The organism is Casimicrobium huifangae, from assembly GCF_009746125.1.
GTDB classification, from domain to species: Bacteria; Pseudomonadota; Gammaproteobacteria; order Burkholderiales; family Casimicrobiaceae; genus Casimicrobium; species Casimicrobium huifangae.
In genome coordinates, this window is sequence record NZ_CP041352.1 from 1733118 (window position 1) to 1747188 (window position 14071).

Genomic DNA, 14071 nt, shown 5'->3' on the forward strand with positions numbered 1-14071 from the left:
CGTAAAGATGAAGTGTCGCGACAGCGCGAGCAGACCGCCGCAGCTCGGCTTTCAGCGCTTGGTCGGCGAACGCAGCAGGCTAAGTGCGAGCCCACCCAGCACCAGCACCGCCAGCACCAGAACGCCCCACAGCAGGGTGGTGCGGTTCAGCCAATCCGTCGTCATGGCGTTCCCGCCCGGCGCGCCCGCGCCAGCAGGCCGACCCGTGGCCGCTACCGAGCCGGGCTCCGGCTGCGCCTGCAGCACCGACAGCGCAAACTCATCGGCAACCTTGTAACCCGGCATCACGGTGGCCACCGGCAGCGCGGCGGATGCCAGCCCCGCTTTGCCGCTTGCGACGGTGAACGGCCCCTGCCCGGTGGCGACGAACAGCGCTTGCAACGGTGGGTATTCCAACGCCAGTATTAGTGGCACGCCGCTCAGCTTGTAGCCTGGCTGCGCCTCGACCCGCACTTCCCGTTCGAGCGCGTAGGGCAGTGGCTGCGACGGGTTGACGTTGGCAACGCCGTCGGCGCCAGCCAGCCGGTAAACAACACTGGTCGCGACCACCCGCCACGGTTCGCCTGCACGGGCCCGGGTGCTGATCCGTACCGGCATCAATGCGTTGGTCGCGTTGGTGGACAGGCGCAGGCCCTGTGCGCGCAATGCCGACGGCAGCGTCCACTGCGCCGCGTCTTCGCTGGTGGATGCAGGCGGGCCGAGATCAAGCACCACCGGCGGTACCGGGGCCACATCGCCCGAGCCGATCGCCCGCAGCGCCGTGACAGGCAGGGCCCCGGCGCCAGCGCCCGACCAGGTGAGACGCAGATACTGATCCTTCAGTCGTGTGCCCGCTGGCAGATTGATTCGACGATTCACCGGCCCGGCGCCTGCGCTGGCGTCAGCGGACGGAAACTCGAACACCGGCACATCGCTGGCCAGGTTGCGCCACGACTTCAGATCGCTACTGGCCGCCAGCGACACCTTGACGATGGTGGCGGCGGGCAGCGTGGCTTCCAGCTCGACCGCACGAAGTTCACTGTCGATGCTGCGGGTGTCGAACAGCCAGCCACGAACTTCCGCCGCAGCTGGCGGTGCTTTTGCTTTACCGGGTGCGTCCGCCGCCGAATATTCGATGACACGGCGCTGCGGTCCTTCGATGATGCGCAGTGTCGGCGCGTTGCCGGCAGTGGCGGTCGCGTCGCTGCTCCCGCTGTGGATCGGCAGTACCAGCAGACGCTGGCCGGCGGTGTCCGGCCGAGTTTGTGGCTGCGTTGCGGCATTGATCAGAGCATAGGGAAGCAATTGCCCGGCAGCATTGAAGACTCGAAGGTCGCCGCCATCGGGGGTACGCAGTGCGGCGATGGTGGCAGCCGGCAGCGCCACGCGCGCGATGGTGGTGCCGGCTGGGACTGTCGCGGTGGCGCGCACTGAGAAGTCCTGTGCGGTCTGCGCAGTTGCGATGGGCACGCAGGTGGCGCCGAGTGCCAACAGTGTGAGCAGGCAGCGCTGCACGTGTCCGCCTGCAGGAGTGACATCACGCATGATTGGTCTCCACGTTGTCGCGCTTGCCGCCATCGGCGGGCGGCAAGGGCGCAAAGTAACCTACTGCGACCATCAACAGGCCGACGCCAATGAAGGCGACGATGCGTTCACCACCGCCCGAGTTGGCCAGGTCCACCAGCAGCAGCTTGACGACGATCAGCCCAAGCAGCGCGGCGCCTGCCTGCCAGATCATCCGTTGCTGGCGCTTGTGTGCCACCAGCATGGCAGCAACGCCCAGCAGCGTCCACAGCACCGAGTAGCCTGCCTGCACGAAGAAGGAATTGCCGAGCGCATGCGCGTTCCAGGCGATGTCGCGGAAGTGGTGGGCAAAGCGCAGCCAGACAGTATTCAGGGCGATGAATGCAGCAAACGCCAGCACGCCCACCGGCAGTACTGACCGTAACCACGAGCCTTCGGCCACCAGAGAAGAGTTGCGCGCCCGTTTCAGCCACAGCGCCACGCCGGTCAGCGCCAGGGCGACGACCAGGTCCACTGGATTAAGCAGCGGCAGGTAGGGTAGGGGCGCCGCGTTGCCCGGCGCGGTGCAGGCCACGATCAATGCACCAACTAGGGTGAGCGTCGCCACGCCACCGCCCGCCTGCAGGGCGTACTGGCGCTGGAAGCGGTCGAGCGGCCAGCCGGCTGGCGTATCGGTCCAGACGCGACCGGACGCCAGCGCCAGCAGCAGCACGGTGCAGGCGGTCAACAGAATGCCAGCAGCCCAGTCGGTGCCGCGCAACTGGCCAAGATCAATGGCGCGATCAAGAATGGTGGCGGCCATCAGGATCATCAACAGCACGTTGCCAACATGGACGACCGGCCACCAGCGTCGTGGTCGCTCGTCGTCGACGCCACGCAGCATGAACAGGTGCAACAGCAGGCAGGCGGGCCAGAGCAGCACGTTGAACAGCAGATTCGAGCGTTCGAAGAACAGGTTGCCGCTCACTGCGATCAGCAGGAACGGTGCGGTGACGATCGCCGGATAGCGGGCGGCACGCCAGCCGCTGCGGCGCCATGCACTCCAGGCGAGCAGGGCGAGCGCCATGAAACTGAGCGTAAACCAGGCCAGCTTGACATAGTCAGGCTGGCCGGGCAGCACACGAGTGACTTCGCCCCAGGCGCCGCTCACCAGCCAGCCGAAGCCGGCCACGAACAGCAGTGGATGCGCTGCTTGCCAGAGCAGCTTCTGGTTGCTGGCGTGTGTGTTTGCCTTTGCAGCCGCTTCGGTTGACTCAGCAACTGACGCGCTTTCGCCGGCGTCGTCATGCGACGCGCGCAGCAAGCCATGCGACCACCACGAGATCAGCAGCCCGCCCAATGCCAGCATCGCGTGACCAACGAAGTCCGCATTGGCGAAGGGCAGCGCATGCGCACGCGTTTCACCAACCAGCGCAAAGCCGTTGATGAAGGCGCTGGCAGCAAGCAGTTGCATGGCCACACCAAACAACTGCCCGATCAGGCTCTTCTGCCGCGTTGCCAGCCAGAAGACGCCAGCACCTTCGATCGCCCAGATCGCTGCGGTCATGCGGCCGTCCACCGCCAACGGCACTGCCAGCGTCGCGAAAATCAGCGCCAGAGCGGCGTAGCTCATTGTCAGCCACTGCGCCACGTCTCCGGCGGCTGTGGTCGCCCGGCTGCGCACAAACAGCGCCAGCAGCAGATAGACCGCACTGGCGGCAACGGCGGATATGGCGGCGCCGTATTCGAAATGTTCAACCAGTTGCGTTTGCAGCAGGAAGCTCACGATCGGCGTGCCGAAAATCACAATGCCATCGAGCAACCGCTTGCCATCGCCCGCGTGGCGCAGCGCGTAGAACAAACCGATAAGCACATAGATGGCGAAAAAGGCAATCAGGAACGGCTGCGTGGTGGCGTAGTTCTCTGGCACATACTTGAGTGCACCCCACAGCGTCGCCACCCCGAATGTTGCAAAGAAGCCGAGCAGGTTGAGCGCCCGCCACGCCCGTAGCCAGGCGACGATACCAATGGCCAGATTGAGCAGCAGGTAGTAACTGAACAGTGCCACGTGATTGCCACTGCCAGTGGAAACCAGAATCGGCGTGGCAAAAGCGCCGGCAAAGCCGACAAAGGCAAGCATCTGTTTGTCGGCCAGCAGCGCGAGCAATGTCGACAGCGCGCATACCAGCGCCATCAGCACGAAGGCCGCGAGCGCCGGAATCATCGCGTAGAGCTTGAACGCAGCGAAGATGGTTAGGTAGAGCACCGCTACGCCAGCGCCTTGAAGCAGGTAGGCGTAGTTGCTGCGCGCAGCGATCTCGTCGCCGTTGTCGCCAACAGCGACGCGGCGCGACAGCCGGAAGCCCTGCACCAGGAGCGCGATGCCCATGATGCCGACGGCAGCAAGACGCAATTCGGGCGGGAACAGGGCGTTGTCCGCCGCCCACTTGGCGAGGAACGACAGCCCGATGAAGAGCACTACTGTGCCGACGCGCGCCACCGTATTGCCGCCGAGCAGCCACGCCTTCGCGCGGCCAACGAGTTTTTCGATGGGGTCCGGTTCGCGCGATAGGTCCGGCCCGAGCGGTGCCGGTGTCGATTTGGGCGACGCGGTGGTCGCGACGGGCGCCGTTGCTTCCGAGGTGGGTGTTTGCGTCAACCCTTGCGCTTGATCGGCAGCGACCGGCGCTACCGCTGCCAACGGCCGAACTTGATCTTTCGCCGCTTCCTGCGCGACGGACACTGTGGCGATGGGGACGGATGCGTTTGCAGTGACTTCTGTCGTGGCGTCGGCAGCAACCACAGGCGTTGTCGCAACTGCGGCCGGCGTAGCCTTCGGCGCCGGTTGCTGCGTTGCTGTCTGAGCCTCAGCCAGTCGCGCAAACTCGCTGCGCACCGATTTGCGCAGGGTAAGCCCAATCAGCGCCCCGATCAGGCCGCCAGCGATCAGTGTCCATGCATCCTCGTGGCGCGGCAGGATGATGCCCAGTATCGCGCCCCAGATTGCTCCCCAGATAATCATCGCGTTCCCCCGATCCACTATGGATCAACAACGAGATAGCCGGAGCGTACTTGTGGTCGCTCCGCGCGGCGAGCGTATCAGCAAACGTTGCGTTTTTTAATACCGGCGGTTAGTTCAACGCAGCGCATGGAAGAACTCGCGCACCATGCGCGCGCGCTCGTTCAGTGCCGGCACCGGACGCTCGATCTTCACCTTGTCCTGACCGTGAAGCCGATAGCGCCCGTCCTTCTGGATGAGCTGGATGAGCTTGATCGGTTCGAACGCGGGCTTCGGTTTGAAGCTGATGATGGTGCGCTCCGGTGCGCTGTCGATCTTCTTGACGCCCAGCGATTTGCCTGCGATGCGCAACTGGTGCGCCGCCAGCAGCGATTCGGTCGGTGGCGGCAGCAGCCCGAAGCGGTCGATCAGCTCTTCCTTCAGGTCCTCCAGCGCATCCTCGGTCTCGCAGTTGGCGAGCCGCTTGTAGATCACCAGCCGTTCGTGCACGCCGGGGCAATAGTCTTCGGGCAACAGCGCGGGTATGTGGAGGTTGACTTCGGTCGTGACGCCCAGCGGCTCGTCGAGATCGGGCTCGCGACCTGCCTTGAGCGCCCGCACCGCCTGGTTGAGCATCTCGCTGTACAGCGAGAAGCCGATCTCCTGCATCTCGCCCGACTGGTTGTCGCCGAGCACTTCGCCGGCGCCACGAATCTCGAGGTCGTGCATTGACAGGTAGAAACCGGCACCCAAGTCTTCGAGTTGGGTGATCGCTTCGAGCCGCTTCTTGGCGTCGGCTGTGATCGCATCCTCGCCAGGGATCAGAAGGTAGGCATAGGCCTGATGGTGCGAACGCCCGACGCGGCCGCGCAGCTGGTGCAGTTGCGCCAGACCGAACTTGTCGGCGCGGTTGATCAGGATGGTGTTGGCGTTGGCCACGTCGATGCCGGTCTCGATGATGGTCGAGCAGAGCAGGATCTGGAAGCGCTGCTGGTAGAAGTCGCGCATCACGCCCTCCAGCTCGTGTGCGCCCATCTGGCCATGGCCCACGCGCACGCGTGCCTCGGGCACGATCGCCTCGAGCCGCTCGCGCATGTTCTCGATGGTCTCGATCTCGTTGTGCAGGAAGTACACCTGTCCGCCGCGCTTCAACTCGCGCAGGATCGCCTCACGGATGATGCCGTCGCCACCCTTGGCGACAAAGGTTTTGATCGCCAGCCGTTTCTGCGGCGCCGTCGCGATCACGCTGAAGTCGCGGATGCCCTCAAGGCTCATCGCCAGCGTGCGCGGGATTGGCGTCGCGGTGAGGGTCAGCACGTCGACCTCGGCGCGCAGCTTCTTCAACTGTTCCTTCTGGCGCACGCCAAAGCGGTGCTCTTCGTCGATGATGACCAGCCCCAGGTTCTTGAACTTGATGTCGGGCTGGATCAGCTTGTGGGTGCCGATCACGAGGTCAACCTTGCCTTCGGCGAGGCTGTCGAGCGTGGCGCGTACTTCTTTCGTGCTCCGGAAGCGCGACAGCTCCTCAATCTTGATCGGCCACGGCGCGAAGCGATCCTTGAAGGTACTGAAGTGCTGCTCGGCAAGCAGCGTCGTCGGCACCAGTACGGCGACCTGTTTGCCGCCCATCAGCGCAACGAACGCGGCGCGCAGCGCGACCTCGGTTTTGCCGAAGCCGACGTCGCCGCAGACCAGGCGGTCCATCGGCTTGGCCGCGACGAGATCCTGGACGACGGCCTGAATGGCGGCGCTCTGGTCGGGTGTTTCCTCAAATCCGAAGCCCGACGCAAAGGTCTCGTAGTCGCTCCAGTCGATCTTGAACGAGTGGCCGACGCGTGCCGCGCGTTGCGCATAGATATTGAGCAACTCGGCGGCAGTATCGCGCGCCTGCTGTGCCGCCTTTTTCTTCGCCTTCTCCCACTGGCCCGAGCCGAGCGTATGCAGCGGCGCGTGTTCGGGCGAGGTGCCGCTGTAGCGCGAGATCAGGTGCAGGTTGGACACCGGCACGTAGAGCTTGGCCTGATTCGAGTATTCGAGGTGCAGGAACTCGGTCGGCCCGTCGCCGAGGTCGAGCGACACAAGGCCCAGATAGCGGCCGATGCCGTGTTCTTCGTGCACGACGGGGTCGCCGACACGGACCTCGGACAGGTCCTTGAGCATGCTGTCGACGTTGGTGGTCTTGGCACGCTTGCGCCGCGCCGAGCGCGTCGTGCTCGGGTACAGCTCGGCCTCGGTCACGAACGAGAGCCGCTCCTGGACGAGGATGCTGCCCGCGAACAGCGGTGCCGCCGTCACGCAGAACGGCTCGCCGGTGCCGAGGAAGGCAGCGAAGTCGTCGAGCTTGTGCGGCGTCAGGCCGTGCTCGACGAACATCTCCTGCAGCGTCTGCAGCCGGCCCGCGCTCTCGGCACACAGCAGCACGCGACCGCCGTTCTGAGTGGCGTTGGCCAGGAAGTCGGCGAGCGGCCCGAGCGGACGCGCCAGCCGGCGGTCGATCTCGAGGGGCGGTACCTTGCGCGCCACCTCGGAGTCGCCAGCCTTCAGCTCGTAGCGCGCGTAGGTCTTGACGTGATGCAGGAAGTCGTCGCGGCCCAGGTAGAGCTCGCACGGCTCCAGTAGCGGACGTGCGCTGTCGCCGCGTAGCAGCCCCCAGCGTTCGCGCGTTTCCTTCTCGAAGTCGGTCAGCGTCGCGTGTACATCGCCCAGCAGCACGAACACCGCGTCGGCCGGTGCGTGGTCGAACAGCGTCTCGGCGGCGTCGAAAAACAGCGGCAGATAGAACTCGATGCCGCCCGGGAAGATGCCGTTCGACACGTCCTTGTAGGCGACGGCGCGCGAGGGATCGCCCTCGAACACTTCGCGGAAGCGCTGACGGAACAGCGTGCGGCCGGCCTCGTCGGTCGGGAACTCGCGCGCCGGCAGCAGCGACAGCTCGTTGACCGGATACAGCGTGCGCTGGCTGTCGGGTTCGAAGGTCTTGATCGACTCGATCTCGTCGTCGAACAGGTCGAGACGCACCGGCAGTGTGCCGCCTGTCGGGAAGATGTCGATGATGCCGCCGCGCACCGCGAACTCGCCCTGCGATACGACCTGGTTGACGTGCGTGTAGCCGCCGAGTGTCATCTGCTGGCGCAGGCGGTCGACGTCGAGTTTCTGGCCCTTTTTCAACGCAAAGGTGCGCGCCGCGACGTAACTGCGCGGCGAGAGCTTCTGCGTCGCCGTGGTTGCAGCGACGAGCATCACGTCGCACGCGTTGTTGGCGAGCGCATAGAGCGCTTGCAGGCGGTCGCTGACGAGGTCGGGGTGCGGCGAGAAGTGGTCGTAGGGCAGCGTCTCCCAGTCCGAGAATTCGCGCACACGCAGCGCCGGGTCGAACCACGCGAGCTCGAGCGCGAGCTGGTGCACGTCCTGCGCATCGGCGCAGGTGACGATCAGCGTGCGCTTTGCGTCGCGCAGCGATTGCGTCAGGCGTGCGAGCGCTAGCGAGGTCGCGGCCCCGGGCGGACGGGCCGTCTGCGCGCGTTCACCGGCGCGGGGAATCGGGGGAAGAAGCGAAAAAGTGGGCAAAGCAGAACCTCACGAGAGGCGCTGCCTCACGCGATAACTCAGTGGATCAGACGATTGATTTTATCGGGCGCGATCTGCCGAATGTGACTCGAAGCTCTTGCGCCCCGAACTACATCGGCGACGACCGCAAAGGCGTCACCTTGCCGTTGCCGATCAAAAACTCCACACGCAGTATCGCCTCGCCCTTCTCATCCTTGAATGTGTAGCCCACCACCGCCATCCTGTCGCCAACTTTGGGCGCCACGACTTTCCAGGCATCCATTCTGGCGATCGGCGCAAATTCGATTTCCCAGACCTTGTCCTTGCGAACGGGCGGCTTCGCTGTGCCGAGCACGGTGACGGCATCAACGGCTGCGGACTGCTTCGGCACGGCAAAGCGGGGCAGCGCCGCAGGCGCTGGAGCGCCGTTCACTTCAAGCTTGACCTCGGCGTGCGGGTTTTGCCACTTCACTTCTTTCACCACGCCTTCCAGATAGATCGGCTTGCTCTCGTCGAAGCTGCTCCAGCCGTGATGGGCAAACGCCAACGAGGTCGCGGCAACCAGTGAGACGACGATTGAGTTGCGAAACATGGGGACTCCTAGAAACGGGGCCTGACAAATGCGTTGAAAGGTGAAGTGGGGGACAACGGCGAACGAATCCGGCATGGCCTGCTCAGGTCAGGCGGTTGCGCGTTTCGCTAGACGTAGGCGATCCAGCGGCCACAAATGATGATAGCGATCCATATCAGCAGAGAAAAGGCCGCCTGGAGCCGGGTTGCCGTACTGCTTGAATCCAGAGGGCCGCGGCTGTGCAATATGGCGGCATTGGTACCGGCCACGAACAGGAGCAGGATTTTGAGCAGGAACGCCTGATTGCCGATGAAGTCGCCCGCTCGTGCCAGAAACATCAGGCTGCCGGCGGCCGCAGCGAGAACAAAGCCGAATAGCGTCCAGGGCAGCGCCGCCCCGGCGAGCGTGCGTACATCCAGCGCTCCGAGGCCGAAGAGGCGTACGCCGAGCAAGCGCAGATCGACGATCCAGAGCGAGCCGAACGTGATGGCAATCGCGATGATGTGGAGGGTTTCAAGTGCTGGATAAACGATGGGCGCGGAGCGCAGCCAGACCGCGAACGGCCAGTCGTGCAGTGCGTGGATCACGGTTGCATTCATCAGATGTGGCTGGGCACGTACGGCGGATGGCGTCCGGGCATTCTCCCACGGCTGAAATTGCCTGCTGGGTTGATGCGTATCAATGAATGCAAACGAGAATGGTTCGCATTGTGATAGCATTTGAGAATAGTTCGCGTTTACAACTTCCCTTCGTCATTCCCGTAGTGCCGGCGCCTGGCCGGTCGCACGGGCTGGCGTCAACAGGCAGACCCAATGGAACTCAAGATTACGAAAACTCGTTTCCGCACGCTCTTCGCCGCCGCCGTCTCTACTTTGATTGCGGTGTACGGCGCGCAGGCGCAAGACAAGGTGCTCAATCTCTATTCGGCGCGGCACTACAGCACCGACGAGGCGCTTTACAGCAACTTCACCAAAGCAACGGGCATCAAGATCAACCGCCTTGAAGGTGGTGAGGACCAACTGCTGCAGCGGATCAAGAGCGAAGGCGCCAACTCGCCAGCCGATGTGTTCCTGACGGTCGATGCCGGGCGTCTGTGGCTGGCCGATCAGGAGGGCGTGTTCGCGCCCGTCCAGTCGAAAGTGCTCAACGAGCGTATCCCGGCTGCCTACCGGCTGGCCAGCAACACCTGGTACGGCCTGTCCACTCGTGCGCGTGTGATGGTGGTGGACAAGCTGAAAGTCAAACCCGGTGAGATTGCGACCTATGAGGATCTGGCCGACCCAAAGTGGAAAGGACAGGTCTGCACGCGTTCCGGTTCACATGTTTACATGCTGTCACTGATTTCTTCGATCATCGAGCACGCAGGCGCCGAGAAGGCGGAGGCGTGGGCGAAGGGCGTGGTGGCCAACCTGGCGCGGCAACCCAAGGGCGGCGACACCGACCAGATCAAGGCAGTTGCCGCGGGCGAGTGTGCCGTGGCGCTCTCCAACTCCTATTACGTTGCCAGGTTGATCAAGTCGGACAAGGCTGACGACCGTGCTGCGATGGAACGCGTGCGCATCGTCTGGCCGAATACCAGTGGACGTGGCGTGCACATGAATGTCTCCGGTGGCGGCGTGCTCAAGTACGCGCCGAACCGGGACAACGCCATCAAGTTCATGGAGTATCTCGTCAGCGACGAAGCACAAGGTTATTTCGCCAACGGCAACAACGAGTGGCCGATTGTCAGCGGGCTGAAGGTGAAGAACCCGGCGCTCGATGCGATGGGTGTCTTCAAGCCAGATTCGATCAATATGATCGCCCTCGGCAAGAATCAGCGCCTTGCGCAGGAAATCGTCAACCGAGTGGGCTGGAAATAGTCGCGTGAAATTGCGGCGATGAAAAAGAGCGGCCGAGGCCGCTCTTTTACTTGGGGCGTGTTGGCCTCAGGTTTGTCCGGATGCAGGACGACGTAAGCGGTCGGACAATCAGCGCTTGCGAGCAGCCTCAATCAGCTCGGCCAGCTTGGCATGCGCCTCGCGGGGGCTCATATCGTCGGCATCGAGCTGCGCGAGTTCGTCAAGCAGTGTTGACGCTACGGTCGCGTCCGACGATTCGCCCGGCGTTGATACTGTGGCGAACAGATCGGCTTGCGGCACGGCGTGCGTGCGTTCCCGCTCCAGCCGCTCCAGCTCGCGTCGAGCGTCGCGTATGACTTCAGCGGGCATGCCAGCGAGTTTTGCGACGTCGATCCCGTAGCTGCGGCTGGCAGGACCGGCCTTGACTTCGTGCAGGAAGACGACGCGATCACCGTGTTCGACGACCGAGACATGCTGGTTGACGCAGGTGGCGAAGTCGTTGGCGAGTTCGGTGAGTTCAAAGTAGTGCGTGGCGAACAGCGTCAGGCTCTGGGCCCTCGCAATCAGTCGCCGCGCGATTGCAGTGGCCAGGGCGAGGCCGTCAAAGGTGGACGTACCGCGGCCGATCTCGTCGACGATCACCAGTGAATTCGGCGTGGCGCGCTGCAGGATGGCAGCGGCTTCGGTCATCTCGACCATGAAGGTGGAGCGGCCCGAGGCGAGATCGTCGGAGGCGCCAATACGTGTCAGCACACGGTCGATCGGCCCGATCGTCGCCTGTGTCGCCGCCACAAAGCACCCGGCATAGGCCATGATCACCGCCAGCGCCGCTTGCCGCATGTAGGTGCTCTTGCCGCCCATATTCGGGCCGGTGAGGATCACGCAACTGCGCCTGCTGTCGAGCCGCAGATCGTTCGGGATGAACTGGTCAACCAGCGCTTCTATAACCGGATGCCGGGCGCCTGCCAGCTCAAGGCAGGGCAGCGAGGTGAACACCGGTCGCGAAAGCGACAGCGTCTCGGCGCGCTCAGCGAAATTGGCGAGCACGTCAAGCTCGGCCAGCGCCGCACCGGCCTTGCGGAAGCCATCGAGCGCCGGGGCCAGCTTTTGTAGCAGTTCTTCGAACAGCCGCTTTTCCGCCGCCAGCGCACGGTCGTTGGCCGCGAGCGCCTTGTCCTCGAAGGTCTTCAGTTCAGGCGTGATGTAGCGCTCGACGTTCTTGAGCGTCTGCCGGCGTTTGTATTCGACCGGCACCTGCGCCACGTAGCTCTGCGTGATCTCGATGTAGAAGCCGCTGACCTTGTTGTATTCAACACGCAGGTTCGGGATGCCGGTGCGCTCGCGTTCGCGCAGCTCCATGGCGGCGAGAAAGGCACCGCTGTCGTTCTGGATGGCACGCAGCTCGTCGAGGTCGCTGTCGTAGCCGTTGGCGATGACGCCGCCGTCACGAACCGCCAGGGCCGGTTCCTCGGCAATCGCGCGTGCTAGCAGGGCGTGCCATTCGGGCGCGACGGCGAGCGCGGTGCGGATGTGCTGCAGCAGTGGGTTTTCCGAGGCCGCCAGGGTTTCGCCCAAGGCTGGCAGGGTGGCGAGCGTCGCGCGCAGCCCGGCGAGTTCGCGCGGACGCACGCTGGCCATCGCGATGCGGCTGGCAATGCGCTCGATGTCGGAAAGGCCGCGCAGCACGTCCTGCACGCGGTCGAATGGCACTGACTGATCGCGGGCGAGCGAGGCGACGGCGGCGTGACGGGCGGCGGCGACGGCCGGGTCACGTGGCGGCTCGCTCAGGCGCGCCCGCAGCAGCCGCGAACCGGCGGCGGTCTCGCAGCGGTCGAGCAGCGAGAGGAGCGTCGGCTCGGCAGCGCCCGAGAGCGTCTGCACGATTTCGAGGTTACGCAGCGTGGCGGCGTCCATCTCGAGCACTTCGCTGGCGCGCTCGATGTGCACCGTGGAGACCGGCAGCCGCGCGCCGCCATTGACCAGGCGCACGAAGGCGAGCGCGGCGCCGCTGGCCGCCAGCGCGAGCGGGGCGCGTTCGCTGTCGAGATGGGCCAGCGTGGCGGTACCGAGCGCCTGGGTCAACTCGTCGGTGGCGCGGACGCTGGTGAATTCGTAGTCTGGTCGCGCACGCAGCATGGCGTCGGCGCCGAGCAGGCTGCGCAACGTAGGGGCTGCCGACTCCGCGTGCACGATCTCGGCGGGCGCCTTACGCGCCAGATAGGCCGCCAGCTCGCTGACCTGCAGGTCACGCAGCGAGACGGTGCCGCTGGATGCGTTGACGATGGCGACGCCGGCGCGGGCGGCGGCGCTGGCTGGCTCCAGCGCGACGGCCGCGAGCAGCGTCTCCCGGCGCGGATCGACCAGCGTGGAGTCGGTGACCGTGCCGGGCGTGACGATGCGGGCGACCTTGCGTTCGACCGGGCCTTTGCTGAGGCCCGGCACCCCGACCTGTTCGACGATCGCGACCGTTTCGCCGGCACGCACCAGCCGCGCGAGGTAGGTGTCGAGCGAATGAAAGGGCACGCCCGCCATGGGGATCGGCGCGCCGCCGGACTCGCCGCGCGCAGTCAGCGTGATGTCGAGCAGTTTCGCGGCGCGTTTGGCGTCGTCGTAGAACAGCTCGTAGAAGTCGCCCATGCGATAAAGCACCAGCTTGTCCGGGTGCTCGGCCTTGAGCGCCAGGTACTGCTGCATCATCGGGGTGTGGGCGGGAGCGGCTGGTTTCGCCATAACAATCAATAGTTCACGTTTCAACTTGCGGCAGGCATTCGACGCGGAACGTCGCCGCGGCGCGCAACGGAATTTTGCACCCTATGGAAAACGCTGACCGATTAAGGCCCGCCGCGTTTGACGAGCCCGGATGAGACACACGGCTTTGTCATACTGGGCAAGGCCCCGGATCGATGTACTGACGCAGAACTGCAGCTGGTTTCCTTATCGCTGCGGCACGCTTGATCGGTGAACCGTTCGCGCTGAGGCAGCGCCGAAGCGTCTGATATCAAACCCTTCGCTGCGCTCAGGGCGAACGGGGATTCCTGTTGTCAACCTGCCGGATCGATAGAGTGCCGCGCGATGCTTCGCTATGCTCGCTATGACGGTAAAGATGGTTGCCGCAGCGACGATCAGCGTGCGCAATGGCTATTCATTGAAATCCAGGGCGCGTATGGGCTGAGACGACGTTTTGGTCCAAAGTCGACTTCAACGCCAATAGGTAGCCAAGCCAATAGCGCAAAGGGCTAACCGAAAAAAGCTGATCAGGGTACCGTGCTTCGACGTGGCGCCGCACCGGGCCGTCAGCCCGGTAGCGCGTGGGGCGCCCTGGACGAGTGGCAGATCTCGAGGGGCCGCTAAACGGTTGGTTCGACGATTTGCACCAGTTGGCGGTCGGCCATCGTTTGCACCAGCGCACGAATGTCGCTCTCGAGCGTGGCGCGCGTCACCTCGTACTCATCGAGCATCAAATCGCAGGCTTCGGCGATCGCCTTGCCATCGGTCAACAGTGCCCAGGCTCTGGCGCCGACGGGATTGAGTCCGAAATAGGTTCCGCTTTGCAGGTCGAGGATAACCAGCTCGTCGCCGACTTGGCGGGCCATGACTTGTGGCGGAACGGATACCTTACTGGAAAGATTCATGTCG

The 14071-nt window shown here is 64.4% G+C and carries 8 protein-coding genes; 1 reads left to right on the forward strand and 7 read right to left on the reverse strand.

The window, feature by feature from the left end; all coding sequences use genetic code 11:
* Positions 1 to 51: 51 nt before the first annotated feature.
* From FKL89_RS07970 to FKL89_RS07990, 5 genes are all read right to left on the reverse strand, one after another.
* Positions 52 to 1524 (reverse strand): DUF3999 family protein, encoded by a 1473-nt coding sequence (locus FKL89_RS07970; RefSeq protein WP_162527442.1) that lies wholly within the window; start codon positions 1522 to 1524, stop codon positions 52 to 54.
* Positions 1517 to 4504, reverse strand: a complete 2988-nt coding sequence (locus FKL89_RS07975) for a DUF2339 domain-containing protein (RefSeq protein ID WP_156862256.1) — start codon at positions 4502 to 4504, stop codon at positions 1517 to 1519. Before FKL89_RS07975 ends, FKL89_RS07970 begins: the two co-directional genes overlap by 8 nt.
* A gap of 114 nt (positions 4505 to 4618) precedes the next feature.
* A complete protein-coding gene (gene mfd / locus FKL89_RS07980; protein ID WP_156862257.1) occupies positions 4619 to 8047 on the reverse strand; it encodes a transcription-repair coupling factor in 3429 nt (1142 codons plus the stop codon).
* 109 nt (positions 8048 to 8156) lie between these two features.
* Entirely contained in the window at positions 8157 to 8618 is a 462-nt protein-coding gene (locus tag FKL89_RS07985; protein ID WP_156862258.1) for a DUF6152 family protein, read from the reverse strand.
* A 107-nt stretch (positions 8619 to 8725) separates the two neighbouring features.
* Entirely contained in the window at positions 8726 to 9196 is a 471-nt protein-coding gene (locus FKL89_RS07990; protein WP_238363539.1) for a DUF6644 family protein, read from the reverse strand.
* A 213-nt stretch (positions 9197 to 9409) separates the two neighbouring features.
* Between FKL89_RS07990 and FKL89_RS07995 the strand changes: the two genes are divergently transcribed.
* Complete coding sequence (locus FKL89_RS07995) at positions 9410 to 10456, forward strand: Fe(3+) ABC transporter substrate-binding protein (RefSeq protein ID WP_156862259.1); 1047 nt, start codon at positions 9410 to 9412, stop codon at positions 10454 to 10456.
* 108 nt (positions 10457 to 10564) lie between these two features.
* Here FKL89_RS07995 and mutS read toward each other — a convergent pair whose 3' ends face one another.
* On the reverse strand, positions 10565 to 13165 hold the full coding sequence (gene mutS, locus FKL89_RS08000; RefSeq protein WP_238363540.1) for a DNA mismatch repair protein MutS: 2601 nt from the start codon (positions 13163 to 13165) through the stop codon (positions 10565 to 10567).
* Positions 13166 to 13782: 617 nt separating this feature from the next.
* A complete protein-coding gene (locus FKL89_RS08005; protein WP_156862260.1) occupies positions 13783 to 14067 on the reverse strand; it encodes a PqqD family protein in 285 nt (94 codons plus the stop codon).
* Positions 14068 to 14071: the final 4 nt, after the last annotated feature.

Excerpts from the sequence above, each read along its gene's own strand:
- FKL89_RS08005 (WP_156862260.1), bottom strand. The coding sequence starts at position 14,067 with ATGAATCTTTCCAGTAAGGTATCCGTTCCGCCACAAGTCATGGCCCGC.
- FKL89_RS07985 (WP_156862258.1), bottom strand. The coding sequence starts at position 8,618 with ATGTTTCGCAACTCAATCGTCGTCTCACTGGTTGCCGCGACCTCGTTG.
- mutS (WP_238363540.1), bottom strand. The coding sequence starts at position 13,165 with ATGGCGAAACCAGCCGCTCCCGCCCACACCCCGATGATGCAGCAGTAC.
- FKL89_RS07995 (WP_156862259.1), top strand. The coding sequence starts at position 9,410 with ATGGAACTCAAGATTACGAAAACTCGTTTCCGCACGCTCTTCGCCGCC.
- FKL89_RS07990 (WP_238363539.1), bottom strand. The coding sequence starts at position 9,196 with ATGAATGCAACCGTGATCCACGCACTGCACGACTGGCCGTTCGCGGTC.
- FKL89_RS07975 (WP_156862256.1), bottom strand. The coding sequence starts at position 4,504 with ATGATTATCTGGGGAGCAATCTGGGGCGCGATACTGGGCATCATCCTG.
- FKL89_RS07970 (WP_162527442.1), bottom strand. The coding sequence starts at position 1,524 with ATGCGTGATGTCACTCCTGCAGGCGGACACGTGCAGCGCTGCCTGCTC.